The organism is Actinoallomurus purpureus, assembly GCF_024055795.1.
Taxonomy (GTDB): domain Bacteria; phylum Actinomycetota; class Actinomycetes; order Streptosporangiales; family Streptosporangiaceae; genus Actinoallomurus; species Actinoallomurus purpureus.
The window spans coordinates 166,170-188,135 of record NZ_JAMXMY010000009.1 but is presented as its reverse complement, the minus strand read 5'-3'; the positions used below and the strand labels follow the sequence as shown (position 1 = coordinate 188,135).

Sequence of the window (21,966 nt, the reverse complement as noted above, 5' to 3'; positions counted from 1 at the left end):
TTCCTGGGGTCGCTGGGGCCGTTAGTGGCTGGTCAGCCAGTGAGATGATCAGGCCGGCCGATGCGCGCTGAGCGTTCCTTAACGCAAACATCTGCGCATCGAGCGCGGATGAAGGAGAGGGGGCTCAGGGGCGCCGGCCACAGAGTTCGTCCACGTAGGCGTGTACGTCGACCTCGGACAGGGTCCAGGGCAGGAAGATGACGCGGTAGATGATCGGGGCCACCACCCGGTCGATGACGTCGTCACCACTGAAGGCGCCGCCGGACCGGGAGGCGAAGGCAGCCGCCTCCGCCCGCCGGTCGCGCAGGCAGTCCGATTCACTCTCTCCCGCTGCGGCGGCCCCGCCCCGAAGGATGGCAGCGTTCACCGGGACGCTGTAGTGGCTGATCAGCTCCTGCGCCCATGCAGTCAGGTCAGCCCGCACATCCCCGGTGTCGGGAAGGCCGCGCTCGGGGTCCAGCCGATAGGTCGCCAGGTCGTTGATCATGGTCCGCGCATCACCCCATCGCCGGTAGATGCTGGAGTGATTCACCCCGGCCCGCTCCGCGACCATCGGGACGGTGATGGCATCGCTGCCTCGTTCGGCGATCAGTTCCTCGACGGCCTTCTTGATGGACGCGAGCACAGCGGCGCTGCGGCCGCCGGTGCGGCGCCGCGGGGACGATTCTGCAGTCATGGACCCCAAGGTAACGCACGGGATTTGGCAATAACCCTCCCCTGGGTCTACGCTGCCCGTAACGCACAGATCCTGGCCTTAGGGGGCTTCGAGGTGTTCCGCGTCATCGAATCAACACTTGACCGCAGCCCGGTCCCTGTGAGCACCGAGCCTGCCCGGGCCCGGAGGCTGCTTGCTCCTTCCACTGCGTTCGCCGCGTCGGGCGCCGTCTTCGCGGCGCTCTATGTGGCCGCGGGCGCGCCCACGCCGCTGCTGGTCGTCTTCGAGCAGCAGTGGCGCTTCCCGGCCTGGATGCTGACGGTCGCCTTCGCGTCCTACGCGCTGGGCCTGCTGGCGGCTCTCCTGGTCGCCGGTTCCCTGTCCGACCACGTCGGACGCCGACCCGTCCTGATCGGATCGCTCCTGGTGGAGCTCGGGGCAATGCTCATGTTCGTCTTCGCCTCGAACATCGGCTGGGTGCTCGGCTTCGGAATCTTCAGCCACGAACTGCGCTCCGAAGACCCGGTACTTCAAGAACAGCGGCGACACGCGGCAGCCGAGCTGGAAGATCTCGGCTTCGGCGCGATCTGGCTCGGGGGCAACAGCAGTGTGCACCACGCCGCCGCGCTGGCCGAGTCCACCGAACGCATCGCCCTGGCCACCGGCATCCTCAACATCTGGCACGAGGGCGCCGACACGGTGGCCCGGCAGCGGGCCGCACTCGAGCACCAGGCGTGAGCCTCCCCGTCCCCTGACACCTGCACTGGTCCGCCGGACCGACTCCCTCACCTGTTCAGATGAGGGAAAAGCAACCGACTAATGACTAGGACAGAGGTAATGACAACCACACCGCGCATCCACACCCCGTTCGGAGAGGAGTCGACGGCCGCCGAGGTCATCGAAGGCGTCGACCTCACCGGCAAGCACGCAGTCGTCACCGGCGCCTCCTCGGGTCTCGGCGCCGAGACCGCGCGCGCCCTCGCCAGCGTCGGCGCCTCGGTCACCCTCGCGGTCCGCGACACGGACGCCGGCGAGCGCACCGCGACCGGCATCCGCAAGGCGACCGGAAACGACGCCGTCCATGTCGGCCGGCTCGACCTCGCAGACAAGACGTCGATCGCCGCCTTCACGAGTGCCTGGACCGGGCCCCTGCACATCCTCGTCAACAACGCCGGCGTGATGGCACTGCCCACACTCGAGCGCACACCGGACGGCTGGGAACTCCAGTTCGCCTCCAACCACCTCGGCCACTTCGCGCTCGCACTCGGCCTCCACGACGCGCTCGCGGCGGCCGGCAACGCGCGGATCGTTTCGCTGAGCTCCCGCGGCCACCACGCCTCGCCCGTCGAGTTCGACGACATCAACTTCACCTCCCGCCCCTACAACCCGTGGCTCGCCTACGGGCAGTCCAAGACCGCCAACGTTCTCTTCGCGGTCGGAGCGACCAGCCGCTGGGCCACCGACGGGATCACCGCCAACGCCGTCCACCCCGGCGTGATCATGTCGACGAACCTGTCTCGCTACATGGATCCGGAACAAGCCGCACAGCTGCGCGCCGCCGAGGCGGCCGGGGAACTCGGCTCGATCCAAGGCGCGCCGTTCCGGTTCAAGACGATCGCCCAGGGCGCCGCGACGAGCGTGCTGGTCGCGACCTCCCCCCAGCTGGAGGGCATCGGCGGCCGCTACTTCGAGGACAACAACGAGGCGGAGACGCTGACGCCTGAGGCCGTGGGATCCTCCCCCGGCGGCGTAGCCCCGTACGCGCTCGACCCGGACGCCGCCGACCGCCTGTGGGAACTGTCGCTCGCCGCAGTGCGCGCGTAACCACCGTCACCAGACACCACACCACATCTCTGATTCGGCAGCCGCAGCCGTCGTGCTCATCAGCCCGGTGCGAAGAGCGCGACGGCTGCGGGCCGGGGCCGCGTTTCGAAGAAGTCGCACGCCAGCAAGGTGTCTGCTTGTGAGCGGAGGAAGGCGGCCCACGTGCTGGAGACGCGTTTGGGTGCCGGATCGATACCGGCGTCCTTGAGGATCTCCCCCACGGTCGAGGCGGCCACCTTCACCCCGAGCACGAGGAGTTCACCGTGCACGCGGCGGTAGCCCGACCCAGGGTTCTCCCGGACCAGGCCGCAGCACCAAAACACGGATGGAACGCACAGTCGGCGGCCGGCCCGGCCGCTTGGGCCTGGACCGGGCGGCGTGCCGACGTCCGATCAGATCACGGTGCCAACGCAGCACCGTGTCCGGGCGTACCAGCAGCCGCAGGTCGGCAAGGATGTCCGGTGGGAGCGCCTCCGCCATACCGTTGCTGCCCGCATCCTGAAATCCAGCTCGAAAACGCCGGCCTCCGTACAGACTCGCGTCTGGCCGTGAGCGGCCTGGCCGCCATCATCGCCACGGTCAGCCTCACCGAGGCGATGCTCCCCCATGGCCACCCAGCATCTCCACCTCGGCGAACGCGGCTACGGCGCGCTGTTGGCCGCCTCCCGGCACCGTACTGGCCAGTGTCTTCGGACCGTGGCGTGCGGCGGGCATACAAAGCCGACCGCCTGGTTCGCCACCGCCGGACAGCTGTGCGCCGACCGGGACGAGCAATCCCGACTCCGCCAGCGCGCGAGATGGATTTGACCACCGCACACAAGTCGACCGCTGACCGGAACCCCAACGACGACAATTGGTCAACTACTCGGCACCCGCCACCCTGCGGTCTGGGGTAGCGGGCGCCGAGATGCGCGTCGGCGAACGACTAGTCGCAGCGGAAGCCGCGGACCCAGACCGGGACCTCGGCGAAGCCGGAGTGCTGCCCCTCGTGCGCCCGGCAGGTCACGGTCTTCTCCGCTCCCTCAGGCGAATGGCCGGTGAGGGTGAAAGTGCCGAAGATGGGGCCGCGGTGCGGGGCGCCGTGGAACGGGAGGCAGTTGCCGCGTCCCATCCAGGCGCCGTCTCCGTGAGGGTGCAGCACGTGGCAGCGGTAACCGGGGGCAGGGGGCTGAGCCGCGCTGGCGATGGCCGGGCCAGCACCGGCCACCACGGCGGCGGCCAACGTCAGGCCGGTAAGCGGAAGACGCCTGATCACAGGGATCCCCTCTCGGGTGTCTCGGAAGTGTGTGATCCCATCACTATCACAGCAGGTATCTACATGAGCACGGACAGTAACGGGAGGTTTCGTCACCGACTCTCCGTCCACGGGCAGGCTCACAGGTCGCTGGCCTACGGCCGCCGCAGCGGGATTGTCGATGTCGAAGTACTCGACCACGATCTCGCCACCGCGCGGGGTGACGAGTTGCTGGGCTCGGGAGTACTGCCAGGCGTGAGCCGTCTGGTGTCTCAGATGCCCACCACCGTGAGATGGCGGGAAGGACGGTGACGTCGCCAGGCGACGACCAGGAAGGCGATCAGTCCGATGACGGGCAGGGTGCAAAGGGTCCAGCTCAGTGCCAGCGGTGGGCCGGGCTGGGCGAGGATGGTGATGTTGTCGAGAGTGCCCGTTCCCTGGCCGTGGGGACCGTTGATGGTGAAGGTGAAGCTCCACTGTCCGGCCGTGGACAACGACCGAACGTCCAGGCCCCAGACGTCCCTTTTGCGCGGATGGCGGGACAGCGGGCCCCCCATGTGCATTCCCCCCTGCATACCGGGGCCGGTCATGCTGAGGATGCCGGATTTGCCCGTCAGTCCTCCGTCGGGGGCGAAGGTGAAGTCCAGCGACTGCATGGCGCGCAGCGGCCACTTGGAGAAGCCCACGGTCAGGTGGTACGGGCCGACCTGCACCTGCTCGGTGTGGACGATCTCGACCGGCGCGTATGCCTGTGCGGATGGGGCCGAGACCAGAATCGTGGCGCCTATGGTGCACAGGGCGAGGAGCAGAACGCGGGCGCGGTGCTTCAGCGGCCGGCGCGTGGTGCGGGCCGGTCGCGGCCGTGGCGGGAGCGGCGTTCGGAGGTGCATCGGGTCAGCGGCCTTCCTGGTCGGTGGCGGGGGCGTTGAGGTGCAGCAGGACGGCGAAGCGGGCGGCGAGGTAGCCGGCCAGGGCACCGAACGCGAGCCCGAGGATCGCGTCGGTCAGCACCGTGGTCGCGGATGTGGTGGACGGACCCATCGGCCCTGCGCCCGCCCCTCCGCGAAGCATCGACGTCTGCACAAGCATGGAGAAGCTCAGCACCACGCCGCCGACGGCGCCGGTGAGCTGGGGCAGCCAGCGGCCCGACCAGCCGCGCCTGCGCCCCAGCCGGAGCAGCGCCTCGATCACCAGGGCCGCGGCGAGCATGAACATCGGTATGCCGGAGGGGAGTTGAGGGGGCATGTGCCGGAGGTTGTCCCGCAGGGGCAGCCCGACGTGGGCTGCGTAGGCCTTCGCGGCCCACGGCGAGAACCACCAGAGAAAGAGCTGCATGACGCCGAGGACGGCCGCGATGGACAGGGCCACCCCCCGGCGCCGCAGGGTGATCCCTCCCATGAGAATGAAGCAGACGGCGAAGAGGACGGTGCCCGCGAGCTGGGGGTCGATGGCCGGGGACACTCCGTTGAAGGCGTTGGTGGTGATGGGGGTGAACGTGATCAGCACGGGGATGCTGACGACGAGCCCGATCCGCCCCCAGCGCTGTGCGCGGGCGGCGGCGAAGACGATGACGCTGCCGACCATGGTCAGGCTGATGGAGATGAACAGGGCAACGTGCGGCGGGGAGTTCAGTACGGCGTCGAAGCCGTACAGGGAGTGCCACCACAGGTCCATCAGGCCGTACAGCAGGAACAGCGCGGCGCCGGTTCCGGCGACGAGGTACCCCAGGGGCGCGGTGAACGTGCCACCGAAAACCCGGACCGGACTGCCGCCGACGGTGGGGTCGGCGGGACGTCCGACCCGCCCCGCGAAGGTGGCACGCAGCACCATCACCAGGCTGGCGATACCGGCGATGGCGCTGCCGCAATACAGCATCAGGTGGGAGAGGGTGAAGAAGGTGTCCGGGCCGACGTCGACGTGCCACTGCACGTCCCAGCTGACGCCGACCAGCGACATCAGGGTACCGGCCAGCACGGTGTACGCGCCGGCCGCGCCGGCCGGCTGGGGCCGCGGCGGGTGATCGGGCGGGGACGGTTGGCCTGGGCCGGTCAGCGTGGGCGCGTGGACGGAGTCCATCGGGCATACCTTTCTGGATGGACGTACGGAGACGGCGCGCGGAAGGGCGCGGCGCGATCAGCGGGAGATGGTGAGCGGGAAGACGAGCCGGTCGTGGCGGCCGTTGCCATCGACGACGACCAGGAACTCCCAGCGACCGGGCATCATCAGCGGGAGGCCGGCAACGTGGTAACGGTTGTCCGAGGCCCGTACCGCGGTGAAGTCGGGTACCGCGTGGCCCGCGGTGGGCAGCACCGCGGAGACCGCGACGACCGGTGATGACCCGCTGGTCGCGGCACCGTGTCGCGGTACGAGCCGGACGTCGACGGCGGTGGTGCCGGTGACGGGCGCGGAAACCGTCAGGATCACCACATCGTGGGCGGTGCCGCCAGTGAGCGACGCCGCGCCTTCCGGGGCGTAGTCGGACGCGGACTGTGCCGTGCCCGACGACGGCGCCCACAGGGAATGGATCGCCAGCGCGGTGAGCAGGGCTGCCGCCAGGACCACCGCGGCTACCAGGGACCGCCGGCCGGCCGGCGACGTATGCCCGCTCATCGGGTCTTCTCCGAAGTGCCGGTGACGTGGAGCAGGTAGGGGATGGTCAGGATGGTGCTGTCGCGCTCGGCCTGGATCCAGATCCGGTAATAGCCGATGGTCGGAAAGGTGTAGACGAAGGAGATGTCGGGGCCGTAGGCGGCGACGGTCTCGTCGGCTGTGCTGTCGCCGTTGACGGAGGTCAGACCGCTCATCGAGTTCATGTCCGAGGACGAGGGCGATGCCGAGGACGAGTACGTCTCCATCCTCCCCATGCCTGCCATCCCCTTCATGCCGCTCGTGTCGTCGGTGCCGCTCGTGTCGTGGTCGCCGTCCGACACCGCGCCCATGGAGTGGGAGTGGGCCCACACCGGGGCGCCCTGCGTCGCCGTCCCCACCGCTGCCGCGGGCGAGACCGGGCCGACGACGATCAGGTGTCCGAGCATGCCGAGCCAGGGCTGCAGGGTCGCCGTGTCCCCCACGCGGGCGGTGAGGGCAGCGGCCTTGCCCGCCACCGTCGAGGACGCCGTCAGCCGTACCCGGACGCCGGCCACGGTCTGCGAACCGGTCCCCGCGCGCGTCGGAGCGTCACCGGACGTGGTCCGCGCGGCGGCGCCGGAGACGGACACCGCGTCGATGCCGGTGGCGGAGCGAAGCTGCTGGACGCCGCCACCCCGGCGTTCGAACTCGGCGGAGACCGCGTAATGACCGGCCTCGGGCAGGGACAACGCGACCTCGAATTCGCCGGCGCTGGTCCTTACAGGGTGCAGGTGCCACAGCTGTCCCGAGGGGCCGATGACCAACAGGTGCAGCAGCGCCCCGTCGTGGGCGACGACGTCGTCCACGGGCAGGCCGGTGGACGCGTCGGACAGGGTCAGCCGCAGATCGTCGACCTTGCCCGCGCGAACCGTGGATGACGACAGCAGCAGCGTGGCCGGCGGGCGCGAGTAGTCGCTGGTCCGCTGCCCGACGTAGGCGTAGGGATCACCGACACCGTCGATGGTGGCGTCGACCTGGCCACCCTGCGACGGCGGCAGCGGCAGCTGGGACGACAGCAGCGCGCCGGTGACCGCCACGGCCAGACAGGCGACCATCCCGCCGGCCGGCACCAGCGTCCACCAGCCGCGCCGCGCGCGTACGCCGACCAGGACGGTGCCGAGGAGGAGGACCCCGGCGCCGCTGAAGCCCACGTAGACAGCGGTCTCCGCCGGCGAGGCAGTCTGCTTCGACACGACGAAGGGAATCGTCGCGGTCCTCTTCCCGGCGCTGAGTGACAGCTCCCACGGGCCGCCCTGGGTGACGTCCAGCACACCGGGGTAGGACCCCGGTCGGCTACCCAACGTGACCACGGCGGTGTCGACGTCCGTGCCCGACGCCGAGGCGGCGGACGCGGACGTGGAGACCCCGGTGGGTACCACCGTCAGCTTGAGGCGGCCGACGGACGTGCCCGTGTGGGTGATCACGTCCACATGCAGAGGTCCGGGCACACCGGTGACCCGGCGCAGGATGACGGTCAGCTCCCAGTCGCCGAGCGTCTGGGCGACCTGCACGTCGCCGCCGGCGGTGGAGTCCGCCTCGGCCAGGGGGCTCATGGCGAACAGCAGGGCCATGGCGCTCAGCAGGACGGCGAGTGCGGCACCAAGGCGGCGTCGGGGGGAATGAGCCGTAAGCGGGGGCGTGTCGTGCCCCGTCGTACGAGCGGCGGTGTCGTTCATCGTGCGGGCAGCCTAGTACCTAACTGCTAGCTAATGGATAGCGGTTAGCCAATGTGCGGGCGCGCTCGAAGGTGACCCGGCGTTCATGCACGATCTGCCGGAGCCGTTCCCGGCCGATCCGCACTCGCCGGGCGGCGCCGCTGCCTAGGTAGTCGGCGAGTTTGCGGATGCTCCAGCGCCTGAACGGACGCCCCCAGCTTCGTCGGACGCGTCGGGGCTCTTCGCGGGTTGCGTCCATGGGCGTGGTGTACGAGAGGCAAAATCAGAATCCACAGTGGCGGGCCGGACTCTTGGGCTCCGCCGGTCAAGGTGTCCTGCCGAGTTGGCCGGGCCGCCTGGCAGCTTTCGGCGGCCAGGCGGCCTGCCCTGAAACCGGCTGCCGACAAGACGGATCCGCCGTCAGGGCACCGGCTCGACCCATTGGGCGCGCCAAGCCGGCGGGGCGAACGGATCCGCGAAGTACTGGATCTCGCGGGCGACCTTGCCGTCGCGGAACTCCATGATGCTGACGGTGAATGCCGGTTTTCCGTCGTAGTCGATCACATATTCGGTGATCCAAAGATCACCGACACCGAGAATGCGGCGGATGGTGAAGTCGAGCTTGGCCGGATGGTGCGAGCGGAGCGCCTGCAAGTTTCGGCGGCCATGGATGCGCTCACCCGACTGTGGATAGTCGACCACGACATCGTCGTGATAGATCTCGTGCTCGGCGTCTTGGTCTCCAGCAGCGGACGCCGCCCAGTGCCGATCCAGCGCCGCCCGGGTCTCCTGGCCCCCCAATCGCGTCACCTCCGTCACAGAAGTGTCGGGCGAGACCAATTTCCGGTGTCCCACCTTCCTGTTCACCACCGTAACCTCGGCAACGGAAGCAGGCGCGTCCGGCGGCGCAGCAGGGCCTTGTGTGCGGCGTACGCGCGAGTCGGCCCCTTGGCGGTCTTGCGGGCGAAGGCTGTCGCTTCTTCCAGCAAGGCATTGTCGGCGCGGAACGCGAGTTCCAGACCGCCGCCGAAGCACAGTCCGTGCACGGCAGCGATCACCGGCAGCGGCAGCCGCTCAAGCTGATTGAAGACCTGCATGTAGCGCTCGAAGAGGGTTCGCAGTCCCCGCACGTCCGCGTCCGGCCAGTCGACGACGTCACCGCCGAAGCTGAAGTCCGGACCTTCGGAGCGCACCAGAACGGCTCGCGCGCTGCTGCGTCCGATCGCCTCCAAGGCCTGGGCGAATTCGGTGGCCATCTGCGGATCGATGCGGTTCTGCGGGGGGTTGTTCAGGACCAGCATGGCGAGGCCATCGTCGATGGAGTAGGTGAGGTGGGGCATGGTTCTTCCTTCGGTCGTGTCGGCGATGCGGCCCGTGGGGGCGGGTTCGCTCGTCAGGCAAGGTGCTCGCGGAACCAGGCGAGGGCGGCAGCGCTCGCCTGGTCGAACTGGGTGGTGTACGGGTCGAAGTGGCCGCCCGGGATCAGGTGCGGCCGCTTAGGCTCCAGCGCACGCTCGTAGGCGGCGAGCGCCAGGTCGGTCACGGTGACCGTGTCGTTGAGAGCGACCACCATGAGCAGTGGCGTGGGTGAGACTCTCGTGATCCAGGTCCCGGGCTCGTACATGCGCGCCGCGCGGGTGGAACGCACCGTGACCTCGTTTTCCCACACCGTCGGGCTTCGGCTGCAGATAGAAGTCGATGGCCTCGGCGGGCACCGCCGGGTCACTGCTCACCGCTTGCTGAGGGCGTCGGCCACAGTGCCCACCTCGTCGGCGAACCGGTCGGCCCGTCGGCCGCTGTACGGTCCCCGCAGTCGGCCAGGTCGAGCGTGACGCATTCGCCCTGGTGGCGGAACCGCACGTCGGTCTTCCCGTTCCGCTCTGCCCTCACCGTGGTGCTCACTTTCCGGGGGTGGCCGTCGCACCCGAGGGGGATTTTCGGACGTTCGAACTAAATGCCAGCCGTGTGCGATGGCGTCCGCACCTGCCGGGAGCCGCGGCGGTCGGCGGGAACCCACCGCATCGGTGGGAGGCCGACGCGGGCCGTGGGTGTGGAAGGCGTGAACGGGCCGCTGGACGAACACACCGCGCGGCTCAGCGACCGCGCCATGGACGCGCACGAACGCTACGTCCACGACGGCTCGCCCGCCGCTTACGAGCAGGCGCTGTCGTTGATGAACGGGATCGTGGCCCGGGCGCGCGGCGGGCGCATGGCCGTCCTGCCGTACCTGCTCATCAACCTCTCCCACGTCCACAGCGCCCGCTTTCCGCCGGCGACGGGCGACCACCATCGCCCACCAGCAGTGCGGATGCCTGAACGCCTCAGGATCGAGTTCCTCGAGCCCTGTGGCGATCTCCGCGAGGCGGGCCTTGTCGTCCGCAGGCCGCTCCGCCCGGGGCGAGTGCATGCTGCTGGTACCGTAACGGACGATCTCGGGAACAAGGGAGAGCCGGACATGGCAGGTGACGACGACATCTCCGGGTGATACCTGGAGGTAATCGGCCGCTGGCAGGCGAGACGCCGCCGTGGCCGTTCTTCGCCGTCCCTTGAACCCCTGCCGGGCGCCTTGGGCGCGCTCGCGTTATTTCCCGAGGACCACCCCATGTCCGATGCGTTCATCGTCTGCTCGAACCTGTCCTTCTCCTGGCCGGACGACACGCCGGTCTTTCAAGATCTGTCCTGCGCGGTCGGCGGAGGCCGTACGGGCCTGGTCGCACCGAACGGTGCCGGTAAGAGCACCCTGCTCAAGCTGATCGCGGGTGAGTACCGGCCCAGCGGCGGGACCGTCTCCGTCGACGGCGTGCTCGGCTACCTTCCGCAGAGCCTGCCGCTCACCGGCGACCTGACGGTGGCCGAGGTGCTGGGAATCGCCCCGATCATCAGGGCGATCGACGCCGTCGAGTCCGGAGACGTCAGCGAGGAGCACTTCACCACGATCGGCGACGACTGGGACATCGAGGAGCGCACCACGGCCCAACTCGACCGGCTCGGTCTCGGCGACGTCACCCTCACCCGGCGCCTGGAGACGCTCAGCGGCGGCCAGGTCGTCTCCCTGGGCCTGGCCGGACAGTTGCTGAAACGCCCCGACGTCCTGCTGCTGGACGAACCGACCAACAACCTCGACCTCGACGCCCGCCACAGGCTCTACGGCGTGCTCGACGACTGGAACGGCTGCCTGCTGCTGGTCAGCCACGACCGGGCGCTGCTCGACCGCATGGACCGTATGGCCGAGCTCGACCAGGGCGAGGTCCGGTCCTACAGCGGAAACTTCACCGCCTACCAGGAGGCCGTACGCGCCGAGCAAGAGGCCGCCGAAAAGACCGTCCGCAACGCCGAGCAGCAGGTCAGGCGGGAGAAGCGGGAGATGCAGCAGGCCCGTGAGCGGGCCGAGCGGCGGGCGAGCAACGCCGCACGCAACCTCGACAGCGCGGGGCTGCCGAAGATCTTCGCCGGAACCATGAAACGGCGCGCCCAGGAGTCTGCGGGCAAGGCGAGCCAGACGCACGCCGCACGGGTCAGCGACGCCAAGGCCCGGCTCGACAAGGCCGACCGGGCTCTGCGCGACGAGCAGAAGATCGCCCTGGAACTGCCCGGCACCAACGTCCCGGCCGGACGTACGGTCTTCCGCGGCGAACGCATCCAGGTCCGCCACGGCGACCGGGCCGTCTTCGCCGGGGACGGGGCCGTCCTGACGATCCAGGGACCCGAACGGACCGCGCTGACCGGCCCCAACGGCGCCGGCAAGTCCACTTTGCTCCGCGTGGTGAACGGCGAGATCGAGCCGGAAGGCGCCGCGATCAAGCGCTTCGACGGCCGGATCGCGTACCTGTCCCAACGGCTGGACCTGCTCGACCTCGACCGCACCGTGGCACAGAATCTGGCCGACTTCGCGCCCGGAATGCCCGAGGCGCAGCGGATGAACCTACTCGCCCGCTTCCTCTTCCGAGGGTCCCGGATCCACCTTCCGGTCGGCGTGCTGTCGGGCGGCGAGCGCCTGCGGGCCACCCTCGCCTGCGTCCTGTACGCCGAACCGGCGCCACAGCTCCTGCTCCTGGACGAACCGACCAACAACCTCGATCTGGTGAGCGTCGGCCAGTTGGAGAGCGCGCTCAGCGCCTACGAAGGCGCGTTCGTGGTGATCAGCCACGACGAGCGGTTCCTCGCCGAGATCAAGGTGAACCGCTGGCTCCGGCTCTCCGGAGGCCGGCTCATGGAGACCGGGGCGCCCGATGGTTCGTGAAACATGGGCGAACAGGCCCCAACGGGTGACGCCGTCGCATGCCTGAGCCGGCACTGATCGCTGGGCAAGCCGGGGTCGTCGAAGAGGTCGTATCCGTTGCCGGTTACGCGGGACGCGGCGGGCGGCACCGCTCGATCAGTCCCGCATCGAGGCTCGGTGCACCAGATCCTGGCCTGCGGCCTGCTCCAGTGCCCCGAGGCGGTCGCACTCACCGACATGGGCGAGGAGTTCTCGTACGGCGGGAGAGTCCGGGATGCTGGTGATGGCCTCGCGTGGGCCGGGCCCCAGAAACCACCACCGGCCTTCACGGTTGTCCACGCTCGGGTTGAGCCGCACGGTTACGGCCTCGCGCAGGCACGGGCTGGCATACGCCAGACCACGCCAAAATCCCTCATCACCGGCCAACACCCGCAGCGTGCATGCTGGCGGCCACGTCGTCGGCCAGCACCTCGGGAAGCCGTGCCGTGAGCTCCTCGCAGCGCTCCAGCCGCACCAGCCAGGCCCCCACTCGGGCCGCGATCTGGTCCGGCACGAACTGCAGTGCCTGGTTCGGTGGCCGCCGCCCCGCGTGCACCGCACGCCGCAACGCGACCAGCGATCCCTTGGCCTCGGGCGGGATTCCGCGCCCGATCAGTTCATACAGCACCTCCGATAGTGCCCAGCCCTCAGCTGCCAGCCATGTCTCCTCACCGATCAGCTCCTCAGCCAGCGCCCAGGCACTCACGCATCGCAGTCGGCCCAGGTCCTCGACCGTCAGTCCGGCCACCCGGACCCCGAACACCTCCATGCGACCCCTCGATCGGCTCGTGCCCGATTCCCCGTGGGGCGGGGACGCCCGGTAACAGCAGGGCGTCCCCGCTTGTGCGTGATCCGGTCAGGCCAGTTCGTCGAACTCGGCCTTGATGCAGCTGTTCACGATTCCGCCGCAGGAGGCGGCGGTCTCGGTCATGCCATGACCGGTTTCCAGGGCCTCCAGTGATTCCGCGGGCAGCACGTCGATGGAGTCGACAGGCAGGTTGTTCAGGTCGCTGGCGGTGGACATGGGTTTTCCCTCCCTTCTGGGTGTTTTGGAGTTGGCGGTGGGCGGTGTGCCCCGCCCGGCCGGGCCGACGCGGCCAGGGTGGTTCGCGTCGGCACGTTGGTGTGGGCAAAAGCTCAGTGACCGCCACGGCGTGCCGGTCAGGCCGAGGGCGGTGTCGGTGGCGGGGCTGGTGGCCTCGGAGTGGATGCGGACGGTCGCGCCCAGGGCGGTGGCGGCGAGGGTGGCACGGTGGATGACCAGCCCGGTCTCGATCTGCTGGAGCCGGTACCACGCATCACCGAACCGGCCTGTCCCCGCCAAGGGGTCGCCGGCCGGGATGAGTGCGGCGGCGGCGCGTCAGATACGAGGCCAACCGCGACATCCACGCACCGGCGTGCTTTCCCACGATCGTGCACGCCCCCAGATCGCCGTGGACATACACACCCCCATCCTCCAATTCAATAAAACCCACATCGGTTCCCAAGCGTGGGCGCATTGGACATCTGCTCCTTTCGCTAAAAAACGGTCGCCATCGGGCAATTGCCGGGCGAATTGGCTCAAATTCAGCTCTAACTCCAGGCGAGGCGAGGTTAGCTTTTTATTCTGACTTCATTCACACTCCGTAGTTTTATCATGACGGAATGTAGTCACGGGAGGTCGTGGCATACTTACCACTTGGTGCTGCGAGTCTTCCGCGCAGGTAAAGACTCACAAAGCAACAGCCAAACAGAAGCGGGATCGGTCGAGCCCGAGCTGGGATACGACGACCTTCCGGCCGACCGCGATCGAGCGCTAGCGGGCCCACCTCGCCGACATCGAACTCCCCTAATATGATCAAGGGCTATTCCGCGATATGAAGGACTATTTAGCCTTCTTGGGCTGCTGCGGTCTGAACTGGCGCATATTGGCGAGTTCGGGGCCCGACACACACCGGTCGGGTTCGCCGTGGCACCGGCGATGTGCACGACCCTCGTGGCGTGTTCGATGAAGAACAGCACATAGATCCGCTTGCCGAACACGGTGTCGACGTGGAACAGGTCGCAGGCGATGATCCCCTCGGCCTGTGCCTTCAGGAACTGCCCTCAACTCGGGCCGTTGCGACGTGGAGCCGGCCCCAGGCCGGCGTGTTTGAGGATGTCGCGGACGCTGCTGGGCGGCACCCGCACGCCGGCTCCGGCGAGTTCACCGCTGATCCGCGCATAGCCCCACGCCGGGCTCTCACGAGCCATCCGCAACACTGCCGCACGGATGTCCGGCCGTCTTGAGGGACGACCGGGGCGCCCGCGTAGGTAGGTCCCCCTGCGGGCGATCAGACTACGGTGCCAGCGCAGCCGCCGTAGTCTTTAATTGATGTTATCAACTTTTATGCGAGCTCACCACAAGAGGCGAGGCCAGAAAGCTGCAGTACACAGGCTATGCATGGAGAGCATCATCTGGTTTCATTCCTGCAGAAAGTTATATAAGGTCTTCGGTGGACCTGGATGAGCAGCGGGCTTGGAGACGTCAATGGCGCAGCGCACGACCTTCCTGCACGACGGATGGACCCTGACGGCGACCGCGCCGGGCGACGGCTCCGACGCCCGGGTGCTCGACGCACTCCCGGTTCCCGCGACGGTGCCCGGTGCCGCACATACCGACCTGCTGGCGGCCGGGCTGATCCCCGATCCCTACCTGGACAGCAACGAGGCCGAGCTGGAGTGGATCGGCCACACGGGCTGGTGTTACACCACGCGGTTCGAGGTCAGCGGACCGATCGACGAGCGGGTCGACCTGGTCTTCGACGGCCTGGACACTCTCAGCAGCATCACGCTCAACGGGCGGCAAATCGCCCAGACCCGGAACATGCACCGGCGATACCGGTTCCCGGTGGCCGGCCATCTCCGGGTGGGCACGAACGTGCTCTCGGTCGAGTTCGCGTCGCCATGGGGCCCGTCGGAGCAGGCCGCAGCGGACGGGCTGCCCGACGTCTACTCTCCGTTCACCCACCTGCGGAAGATGGCCTGCAACTTCGGCTGGGACTGGGGCCCCGCGCTCGTCACCTCCGGGATCTGGCGACCGGTGCGGCTAGAGCGTTGGTCGACCGCACGGCTGGCCGCCGTGCGCCCGACAGTGTCGGTGTCCGACGGGCGCGGCAGCGTCATCGTGGAGGTCGACATCGAGCGGACCTCCGATGCCGCCGCGCTGCGGGTCGAGGCGACCGTCGCGGGGATCACTGCCGCCGCGACGGTACGCGGCGGCGAGACCAGCGCCCTGATCGAGGTCCAGGTCGACGACCCGCAGCTGTGGTGGCCTGCCGAGCTCGGCCCGCAGCCGCTGTACGACCTCGCAGTCGGCCTCTCGGACGAGCACGAGCCACTGGATTCGTGGAAACGGCGGATCGGCTTCCGTACCCTGACCGTCGACACCACACCTGACGACGCCGGTATCCCGTTCGTCTTCCGTGTCAACGGCGTCGACGTGCCGATCCGCGGCGCCAACTGGATCCCGGACGACTGCTTTCCGAGCCGCGTCGACCGGGCCAGAATCGACCGGCGGCTCGCACAGGCTCGGGGCGCCAACATCAACCTGCTGCGTGTCTGGGGCGGGGGTATCTACGAAAGCGACGACTTTTACACCGCGTGCGACGAGCTCGGCATCCTGGTCTGGCAGGACTTCCTGTTCGCCTGTGCGCCCTATCGTGAGGACGAGCCGCTGCTCTCCGAGGTGGAGCTGGAGGCCCGCGACAACGTCGAGCGCCTCATGAGCCATGCCAGCCTCGCCCTGTGGAACGGCAACAACGAGACCTTCCTTGGCTGGACCGACTGGGACTGGAAGGAGCGGCTCGACGGCCGCCCCTGGGGAGACACCTACTACCTGTCGGTGCTGCCCAAGGTCGTCGCCCAGGTGGATCCGACTCGCTCCTACTGGGCGGGCAGCCCCTACTCCGGCAGCCCTGAGGTGTACTACAACGATCCCTCGCGCGGTCTGGTGCATCTGTGGGACGCCTGGAACGAGAAGGACTACTCCGTCTACCGCGACTATCCGGCACGCTTCGTCGCCGAGTTCGGCTGGCAGGGGCCGCCCGCGTGGTCCACACTGGTCGGCGCCGTGCACGACGATCCACTGCGCCCCGACTCCCCCGGCGTGCTGCATCATCAAAAGGCCTACGACGGCAACGGCAAGCTCTCACGCGGCCTGGCCCCACACTTCGTCGAGCCCGCGGACATGGCCGACTGGCACTTCGCCATGCAGATCAACCAGGCACGCGCGATCACGTACGCCATCGAGCACTTCCGGTCCCTGCGGCCGCTCAACATGGGCACCGTCGTCTGGCAGCTCAACGACTGCTGGCCGGTGACCTCCTGGGCGGTGGTCGACGGCGAGGAACGACTGAAGCCGGCGTGGTATGCGCTACGGGACGCGTACGCGCCACGCCTGCTGACGATCCAGCCGCGCGCCACAGGTCTTGAACTGTTCGCCGTCGACGACTCGGGCCTGGGCTGGTCGGAGTCCGTGGCCATCCGCCGGATGGACGTCGACGGGACCATCCTGGCGCGACAGGACGCACGCGTCGCCACCAAGGGCCACGACGCGGACGCTCTCGCCCTCAGCACCGATGTATGCACACCGGGCGCACCACGGCGCGAGTTCGTCGTTGCCGAAAGCGAGTCGGGACGGCGCGCCCTGTGGTTCTTCGTGGAGGACAAGGACTTCGACTACCCACGGCCCAACCTCGTGACCGCGGTCGAGCCGGCCCCTGGCGGTGCGCGCGTACGGCTGAAGGCGGACGTGCTCGTACGCGACCTGAGCGTCCTCGCCGATCAGATCGCACCACAGGCACAGGCGGACACGATGCTGATCACGCTGCTGCCGGGCGACGAGCGGGAGATCATCGTCCGGGGAGTCGACGCGGCACGGCTGGTGCCGGCGCTGCGGTACCCGATCCTGCGCAGCGCGAACGATCTGGTGCTGGGCACACGTTGACCGTACGCGCGACCGGGCCGGGCGGCCGGCGCCCCCGGCCTTCCCGCCGCGCCTACGCGCGACGTGGGAGCTGCTGGTGCACCGCAGTACGGATGACCGAGGCAGCCGCCCCACGCGCCCATGCGTCCATCCGGTGTACGCGCGTGATGATGCGGCAATCCGCGGCGGCGCCGAAGGCGTGTTCGGCAAGGCACTCCCGAAGCTGCGTCTCGTAGACGTCGTAATCCGGAGCCGCCTCACCCATGACGAGCACCAGCTCCGGGCCGACCAGATTGACCATGGTGGCGATGGCCATTCCGAGGATCCTGCTCGCCTCGCCGAAAGCACTGGACGCGACCGGATCGCCGTCCCGGGCCAGCTCGACGGCCTGAGCGAGCGTCAGCTCGGGGTCGCCGCGCCCGTCACGCACCGCGGCGAGGATCGCGCTGGACGAGGCGACGGTCTCAACGCAACCACTCCGACCGCACCTGCAAATTCGGTCGTGCGGGCCGAATGGCAGATGACCGATCTGGCCGGCCACCCCATTGGCTCCGGAGACGACATCGCCATTGACGTACAACCCGCATCCGATACCGGCCCCGATGGTCACGATCGCGAACGAGTCAACACCGACGCCGACGCCGAACCACTCCTCCGCGATCGTCAACGCCCGCACATCGCCGTCAATGAAAACGGGTTGTTCGAGCCGTGTCTGCAGCAGTTCCCCCAGCGGCACACCGGCCCAGCCCAGCAGCGGCGACTTGCGTACGATGCCGCGCTGGGAGTCGACATCCCCCGAGGCGGACACACCGATGCCGATGATTTTGGCGGCGTCCGCGCCCAGTCTGTGCACGAGCTCGGCGACGACATCAGTGATCTTGTCGACCACTGTCGTGACGCCGCAGTCGGCCAGCGGGCGATCGATGGTGTGCAGGATCGTCGCCCGCATGGTCGTCGCGACGCCGATGATCTCATGGGCGTTGATCTTCACGCCGAGCGCGAGCATGGCCTCGGGTACGACGCTCAGGGGCTGTGCCGGACGGCCCGGCGCGGCGTCGGCGGCCCGGACCGGCGCCGCGTCGGTGACGAACCCGTGTGCGATCAGGGGCGTGACCGCCTTGGTCACCGCCGCCTGTGAAAGACCGGTCTGGCGGGTGATGTCGATTCGCGTGATGGGCCCGTGTGTCAGGATCCGGGTGAACACGTCGACAGCCGCCGGGGTGGCGAGCCGGAGGGCATGGGTGCCGCCGGCGGATTCATCGATCGCCTGGGACATCGCTGCCTCTCACAACAAGCCCCCCGGGGCCGCGCACGCGGATCTGGTGCATCGTCACATCCTCCCATCCTGAGAAGCGTGGGTACCCGGCTGACGACGGGCACCCACGCATAAGAGGCGGGCGGATAGCCGTCCTCCTACTGGTTCTCCGCGATGACCTGCTTGCTCGTCTGCTCCGCGGTGGCCCAGACGCCGTCGCCCTTGCTGCCATCGAAGTAGGCCTCGAACAGCGGCGTCAGCTTCGCCTGCATGTCGGAGCCGTTCTCATAGGGCGCCTGCAGCACGAGGTCGCCATCCTTCGCCATGGTGGTGTAGACGCTCAGGTCGACTCCCTTGCTCTTCTGCTGTGCGACGAGCGCGTCCATCGCGGAGTTTATCGAAGGGAAGAACGACGCGTTGTACAACGCCGCCTTGGTCTGGCAGGTGGCGGACTCCTGGTAGCTGATCCATTTCCAGGTGCCGCTCTTGTTCTTGCTACCGGCCCATATCACGTTGCCGTTGGCGTTGCTGAACGCCCGCCGGCCGACGGCACCGAGCACGGTCGGCGCCAGGCCGACCTTGATGCCCTTGAGGTTGGCGAAGGCGGCCGCTTCCCAGGAGCCTCCGAGTGTCATCGCCACCTTGCCGCTGCCGAGCTGCTGGCTGTCGCTGATGCTGGCCTGGCCACCGACATTGAACTGCTTGTATGCCGGGGCGTAGCCCTTGGCGACCATCGACTTGATCCAGTCCATGGACTGGATGAACCGCTGGTCGGTGAAGTTGAACTTCGTGGCCCACGGCTTGTCATTGCCCTGTGTCCAGCCGGTCGAGGCCGCGAACGGGAACCACGAGGTCTGGCCGACCATGTCGGCGGCCCCCAGCACGCCGGAGCCATAGACCTTGATGTGCTTGCTGTCGAAACCGGGTTGGTCGCCGCGTACCCCGTGGTCGTCGATTGTCAGATGTGCAGCGATCTTCTCGAAAGTGCCACCGTTGCCGGGGTTCCAGGTCATGTTCTGGATATCCTTGTCGGTATACCCGGCCTTCGCGATCGCGCCCTTGTCGTAGTACAGGCCCGAGGTGGCCCAGTCCATCGGCAGCCCGTACTGTTCGCCGTCCTTGCCCTTCCAAATGTCGACGCCCTCACTGAATTGCTGAAGGCCATTAGCGGAGAGGTGCGGGTTCAACGGCTCGAGTGCGTGCTGGTTAGCATAGGTGGGGAAGTACTGGACGCTGTTCATGAACGCGTCCGGCGCGTTACCCGCGACGAAGTCGGCCGTGAGCTTGGTGAAGTAGTCGGTGGAGTCATATTGCGAGATCTTCACCGTGATACCCGGATTGGCCTTCTCGAAGGCCGGCACGCACTGCTGGTAGGCGGCGGCCTGGTGCTCATCCCACGTCCACCAGTTGACCGTGTACGCGCCTCCGCTGCCGCCGTTCGACGAGCATGCGGCGGCGAGCGGGAGGGTCAGCGTCGCAACCGCGGCGGGGATCAGTCGGCTGAGTTTCATCGTTGCTTCTTTCGATAGTACTGGTGACCACGTGCCTCGCGCTGCTCGCACGGGACCTTCGGAGTGCTTCGGTGGCCGGTCGCGGGGCCGGTCGGAGCCGGTTACTTGATGCCGGTGAAACCGATGGAGTTGACGATGCGCCTGCCGAAGACCATGAACAGCACGAGCATCGGCAGCGCGGCCACCAAGGTGGCGGCCATCAGGCCGGCCCAGTCGGGCTGGTCCTGTGGCGAACTCTGCTTGAACACGGCAAGGGCGACTGTGAGCGGCTGCACGCTGTTGTCCGAGGTGACCAGCAGGGGCCAGAAATAGTCGTTCCACATCGTGATGAAGCCCAGGATCGACAGCGTGGTCACCGGGCCCGACGTCATGGGCAGCGTGATCCGGAACAGGACGCGCAGCGGTCCCGCCCCGTCGATGAACGCCGCCTCCTCTATTTCGTTGCTGAGCCCCAGCATGAACTGCCGCAGGAAGAAGATGTTGAATGCGGAGAACAGCGCGCCGGGTAGGATCATCCCCGCGTGGCTGTTCAGCAGACCGAAATTTTTGATCAGGATGAAGTTCGGCAGCAGGGTGAGAATGCCGGGCACCATCAGCGCCGCGAGGAACAGCGTGAACATGAACTCGCGGCCCTTCCACCGCAGGCGGGCGAACGCGTACGCCGCGAGCAGCGAGAAGAACACGATCGACGCCGTGGAGATCGACGCGTAGATGACCGAGTTGAGCAGGGCGCGGCCGAGGTTGATCGACGCTCCCGAGCCGCCCTGCGCGAGCGCCTCCCTGGTCGTGGCGAGACCCAGGACGCGTCGAAAGGCGCCTACCGTGAATTGCACCGGCCAAGGCGACGTCGGGTGGGTGTTCAGCGCATAGTTGTTCGACAGCGCCGTGCGAAGCATCCAGTAGAACGGGAACACCGTCACCACGATGACGCCGGTGATGTAGGCCCATGCCATGCCGCGCCCGATGGAGAAGTTTAGCCGTCTCGGCTTCATACCGGCTCCGGAAAGCGTCGTTGAGCTCATTTCACCTCTCCTAGCTCATGTCCGATTCGCTGGCGCGCAGCAGCCGCACCTGCAAGAAGGTGATGACCATGAGCATGACGAAGAGGGCCATTGACATCGTGGCCGCATAGCCGAAATTGAACTGCCCGAAGGCCTGCTGATAGATGTACAGCTGCAGGACGTTGGAGGCGTTCACGGGCCCGCCTCTGGTCGTCACCTGGACGATGTCGAAGACCTGGAACGACCCGATCACCGTGAGGATCAGGACCATGGCCAGGATCGGGCGCAGCAGCGGCAACGTGAGATGGCGGAGCATCTTCGTCTCGCTTGCGCCGTCGATACGCCCCGCCTCGTAGATCGACGACGGAATGGTCTGCAGCCCGGCGAAGATGATGATCGCGTTGTAGCCCATCGACTTCCAGACGCTGATCAGGGCCACCGAGGGAATGACCCACGCTCGGGAACCGAGGAACAGGATCGGGTGGCCGATGATGTGGGTGATGACCGTGTTGAGGATCCCGAGCTGGGGATTCATCAGCCACGACCAGGTCGTCGCCGCAACGACTCCGGAGATCATGAACGGCAGGATGATCAGTCCGCGGATCACCGTCGAGCGTGTGAGCCGGTGGAGCACGACCGCGGTGAGCACAGAGAAGAACGTTCCGATGACGACGGAGAGCGCGACGAAGTAGACCGTCACGAGCAGCGAGTTCCAGAACACCCCGTCGCGCAGCAGCCGGCGGATGTTTTCCAGACCCGTCCACTGCGGCGGGCTCAGCACATGGAAGCTCGTGAAGCTCAGGTAAATGCCGCGCAGAGTCGGGTAGACGGCGAAGAGGATGAAGCCGACGAGCGCGGGAGCGATCAGGACCCAGGCCAGGCGCGCGTCGTGCCGGTGTACCGGTGAGGGGACCGCACGGCGCTTGTCCCTCCGCGTCGGCGCACGGGCACCGTCACGCGCGCGGGGTTTCTCGCCCAGTCGAGCCTCTGTGACGGTCAT

23 protein-coding genes are annotated in these 21,966 nt (G+C 67.9%); 5 read left to right on the top strand and 18 right to left on the bottom strand.

The genetic code is table 11. From position 1 onward, the window contains the following. Window positions 1–124: 124 nt before the first annotated feature. Window positions 125–676, bottom strand: a complete 552-nt coding sequence (locus NE236_RS18640) for a TetR/AcrR family transcriptional regulator (protein ID WP_252843293.1) — start codon at window positions 674–676, stop codon at window positions 125–127. A 138-nt stretch (window positions 677–814) separates the two neighbouring features. On the opposite strand from NE236_RS18640, the gene NE236_RS18635 reads away from it, so the two are divergent. Both NE236_RS18635 and NE236_RS18630 read left to right on the top strand, forming a co-directional pair. Continuing rightward, a complete protein-coding gene (locus NE236_RS18635; RefSeq protein WP_252843292.1) occupies window positions 815–1,393 on the top strand; it encodes an LLM class oxidoreductase in 579 nt (192 codons plus the stop codon). Between the two features lie 99 nt (window positions 1,394–1,492). Next, window positions 1,493–2,479: an SDR family NAD(P)-dependent oxidoreductase gene (locus NE236_RS18630; protein ID WP_252843291.1), complete on the top strand. Its 987-nt coding sequence runs from the start codon at window positions 1,493–1,495 to the stop codon at window positions 2,477–2,479. A 59-nt stretch (window positions 2,480–2,538) separates the two neighbouring features. Here NE236_RS18630 and NE236_RS18625 read toward each other — a convergent pair whose 3' ends face one another. The 10 genes from NE236_RS18625 to NE236_RS18580 all read right to left on the bottom strand — a co-directional run bounded on the left by NE236_RS18625 (window position 2,539) and on the right by NE236_RS18580 (window position 9,898). Further along, the gene (locus tag NE236_RS18625) at window positions 2,539–2,748 is read right to left on the bottom strand and encodes a ubiquitin-like domain-containing protein (protein WP_252843290.1); all 210 of its coding nucleotides are present in this window, start codon (window positions 2,746–2,748) and stop codon (window positions 2,539–2,541) included. Between the two features lie 656 nt (window positions 2,749–3,404). After that, a complete protein-coding gene (locus NE236_RS18620; protein ID WP_252843289.1) occupies window positions 3,405–3,734 on the bottom strand; it encodes a hypothetical protein in 330 nt (109 codons plus the stop codon). 251 nt (window positions 3,735–3,985) lie between these two features. Beyond that, window positions 3,986–4,603: a hypothetical protein gene (locus tag NE236_RS18615; RefSeq protein WP_252843288.1), complete on the bottom strand. Its 618-nt coding sequence runs from the start codon at window positions 4,601–4,603 to the stop codon at window positions 3,986–3,988. A 4-nt stretch (window positions 4,604–4,607) separates the two neighbouring features. Next, window positions 4,608–5,789 carry a hypothetical protein gene (locus NE236_RS18610; protein WP_252843287.1) on the bottom strand — a complete coding sequence of 394 codons (1,182 nt, stop codon included), beginning with the start codon at window positions 5,787–5,789 and terminating at the stop codon, window positions 4,608–4,610. 57 nt (window positions 5,790–5,846) lie between these two features. Then, window positions 5,847–6,323, bottom strand: coding sequence for a hypothetical protein (locus tag NE236_RS18605; protein WP_252843286.1), 477 nt, complete (start codon window positions 6,321–6,323; stop codon window positions 5,847–5,849). Then, entirely contained in the window at window positions 6,320–8,017 is a 1,698-nt protein-coding gene (locus NE236_RS18600) for a DUF8832 domain-containing protein (RefSeq protein WP_252843285.1), read from the bottom strand. Before NE236_RS18600 ends, NE236_RS18605 begins: the two co-directional genes overlap by 4 nt. 399 nt (window positions 8,018–8,416) lie before the next feature. Beyond that, on the bottom strand, window positions 8,417–8,863 hold the full coding sequence (locus NE236_RS18595) for a nuclear transport factor 2 family protein (protein WP_252843284.1): 447 nt from the start codon (window positions 8,861–8,863) through the stop codon (window positions 8,417–8,419). Then, window positions 8,860–9,336 carry an enoyl-CoA hydratase/isomerase family protein gene (locus NE236_RS18590; protein WP_252843283.1) on the bottom strand — a complete coding sequence of 159 codons (477 nt, stop codon included), beginning with the start codon at window positions 9,334–9,336 and terminating at the stop codon, window positions 8,860–8,862. The genes NE236_RS18595 and NE236_RS18590 overlap by 4 nt, the downstream gene beginning before the upstream one ends. A 53-nt stretch (window positions 9,337–9,389) precedes the next feature. After that, a complete protein-coding gene (locus NE236_RS18585) occupies window positions 9,390–9,644 on the bottom strand; it encodes an alpha/beta hydrolase family protein (RefSeq protein ID WP_252843282.1) in 255 nt (84 codons plus the stop codon). 74 nt (window positions 9,645–9,718) lie between these two features. Continuing rightward, window positions 9,719–9,898: a hypothetical protein gene (locus NE236_RS18580; protein ID WP_252843281.1), complete on the bottom strand. Its 180-nt coding sequence runs from the start codon at window positions 9,896–9,898 to the stop codon at window positions 9,719–9,721. A gap of 157 nt (window positions 9,899–10,055) precedes the next feature. Between NE236_RS18580 and NE236_RS18575 the strand changes: the two genes are divergently transcribed. Continuing rightward, window positions 10,056–10,481, top strand: coding sequence for a hypothetical protein (locus tag NE236_RS18575; RefSeq protein WP_252843280.1), 426 nt, complete (start codon window positions 10,056–10,058; stop codon window positions 10,479–10,481). Between the two features lie 117 nt (window positions 10,482–10,598). Next, window positions 10,599–12,236 (top strand): ribosomal protection-like ABC-F family protein, encoded by a 1,638-nt coding sequence (gene abc-f / locus NE236_RS18570; protein ID WP_252843279.1) that lies wholly within the window; start codon window positions 10,599–10,601, stop codon window positions 12,234–12,236. Window positions 12,237–12,371: 135 nt separating this feature from the next. Here abc-f and NE236_RS18565 read toward each other — a convergent pair whose 3' ends face one another. From NE236_RS18565 to NE236_RS18555, 3 genes are all read right to left on the bottom strand, one after another. After that, the gene (locus NE236_RS18565; RefSeq protein WP_252843278.1) at window positions 12,372–12,554 is read right to left on the bottom strand and encodes a hypothetical protein; all 183 of its coding nucleotides are present in this window, start codon (window positions 12,552–12,554) and stop codon (window positions 12,372–12,374) included. Between the two features lie 76 nt (window positions 12,555–12,630). After that, window positions 12,631–13,023, bottom strand: a complete 393-nt coding sequence (locus tag NE236_RS18560; protein WP_252843277.1) for a hypothetical protein — start codon at window positions 13,021–13,023, stop codon at window positions 12,631–12,633. Between the two features lie 87 nt (window positions 13,024–13,110). Then, complete coding sequence (locus NE236_RS18555; protein ID WP_252843276.1) at window positions 13,111–13,578, bottom strand: hypothetical protein; 468 nt, start codon at window positions 13,576–13,578, stop codon at window positions 13,111–13,113. 1,185 nt (window positions 13,579–14,763) lie between these two features. On the opposite strand from NE236_RS18555, the gene NE236_RS18550 reads away from it, so the two are divergent. Further along, window positions 14,764–17,220: a glycoside hydrolase family 2 protein gene (locus NE236_RS18550; protein ID WP_252843275.1), complete on the top strand. Its 2,457-nt coding sequence runs from the start codon at window positions 14,764–14,766 to the stop codon at window positions 17,218–17,220. Window positions 17,221–17,272: 52 nt separating this feature from the next. Here the strand turns inward: NE236_RS18550 and NE236_RS18545 are convergent, their stop codons facing one another. The 4 genes from NE236_RS18545 to NE236_RS18530 all read right to left on the bottom strand — a co-directional run bounded on the left by NE236_RS18545 (window position 17,273) and on the right by NE236_RS18530 (window position 21,966). Then, entirely contained in the window at window positions 17,273–18,475 is a 1,203-nt protein-coding gene (locus NE236_RS18545) for an ROK family transcriptional regulator (protein ID WP_252843274.1), read from the bottom strand. A gap of 137 nt (window positions 18,476–18,612) precedes the next feature. Beyond that, window positions 18,613–19,965 carry an ABC transporter substrate-binding protein gene (locus tag NE236_RS18540; RefSeq protein WP_252843273.1) on the bottom strand — a complete coding sequence of 451 codons (1,353 nt, stop codon included), beginning with the start codon at window positions 19,963–19,965 and terminating at the stop codon, window positions 18,613–18,615. Between the two features lie 101 nt (window positions 19,966–20,066). Then, window positions 20,067–20,888, bottom strand: coding sequence for a carbohydrate ABC transporter permease (locus NE236_RS18535; protein ID WP_252843272.1), 822 nt, complete (start codon window positions 20,886–20,888; stop codon window positions 20,067–20,069). Window positions 20,889–20,997: 109 nt separating this feature from the next. Beyond that, a complete protein-coding gene (locus tag NE236_RS18530; RefSeq protein ID WP_252843271.1) occupies window positions 20,998–21,966 on the bottom strand; it encodes a carbohydrate ABC transporter permease in 969 nt (322 codons plus the stop codon).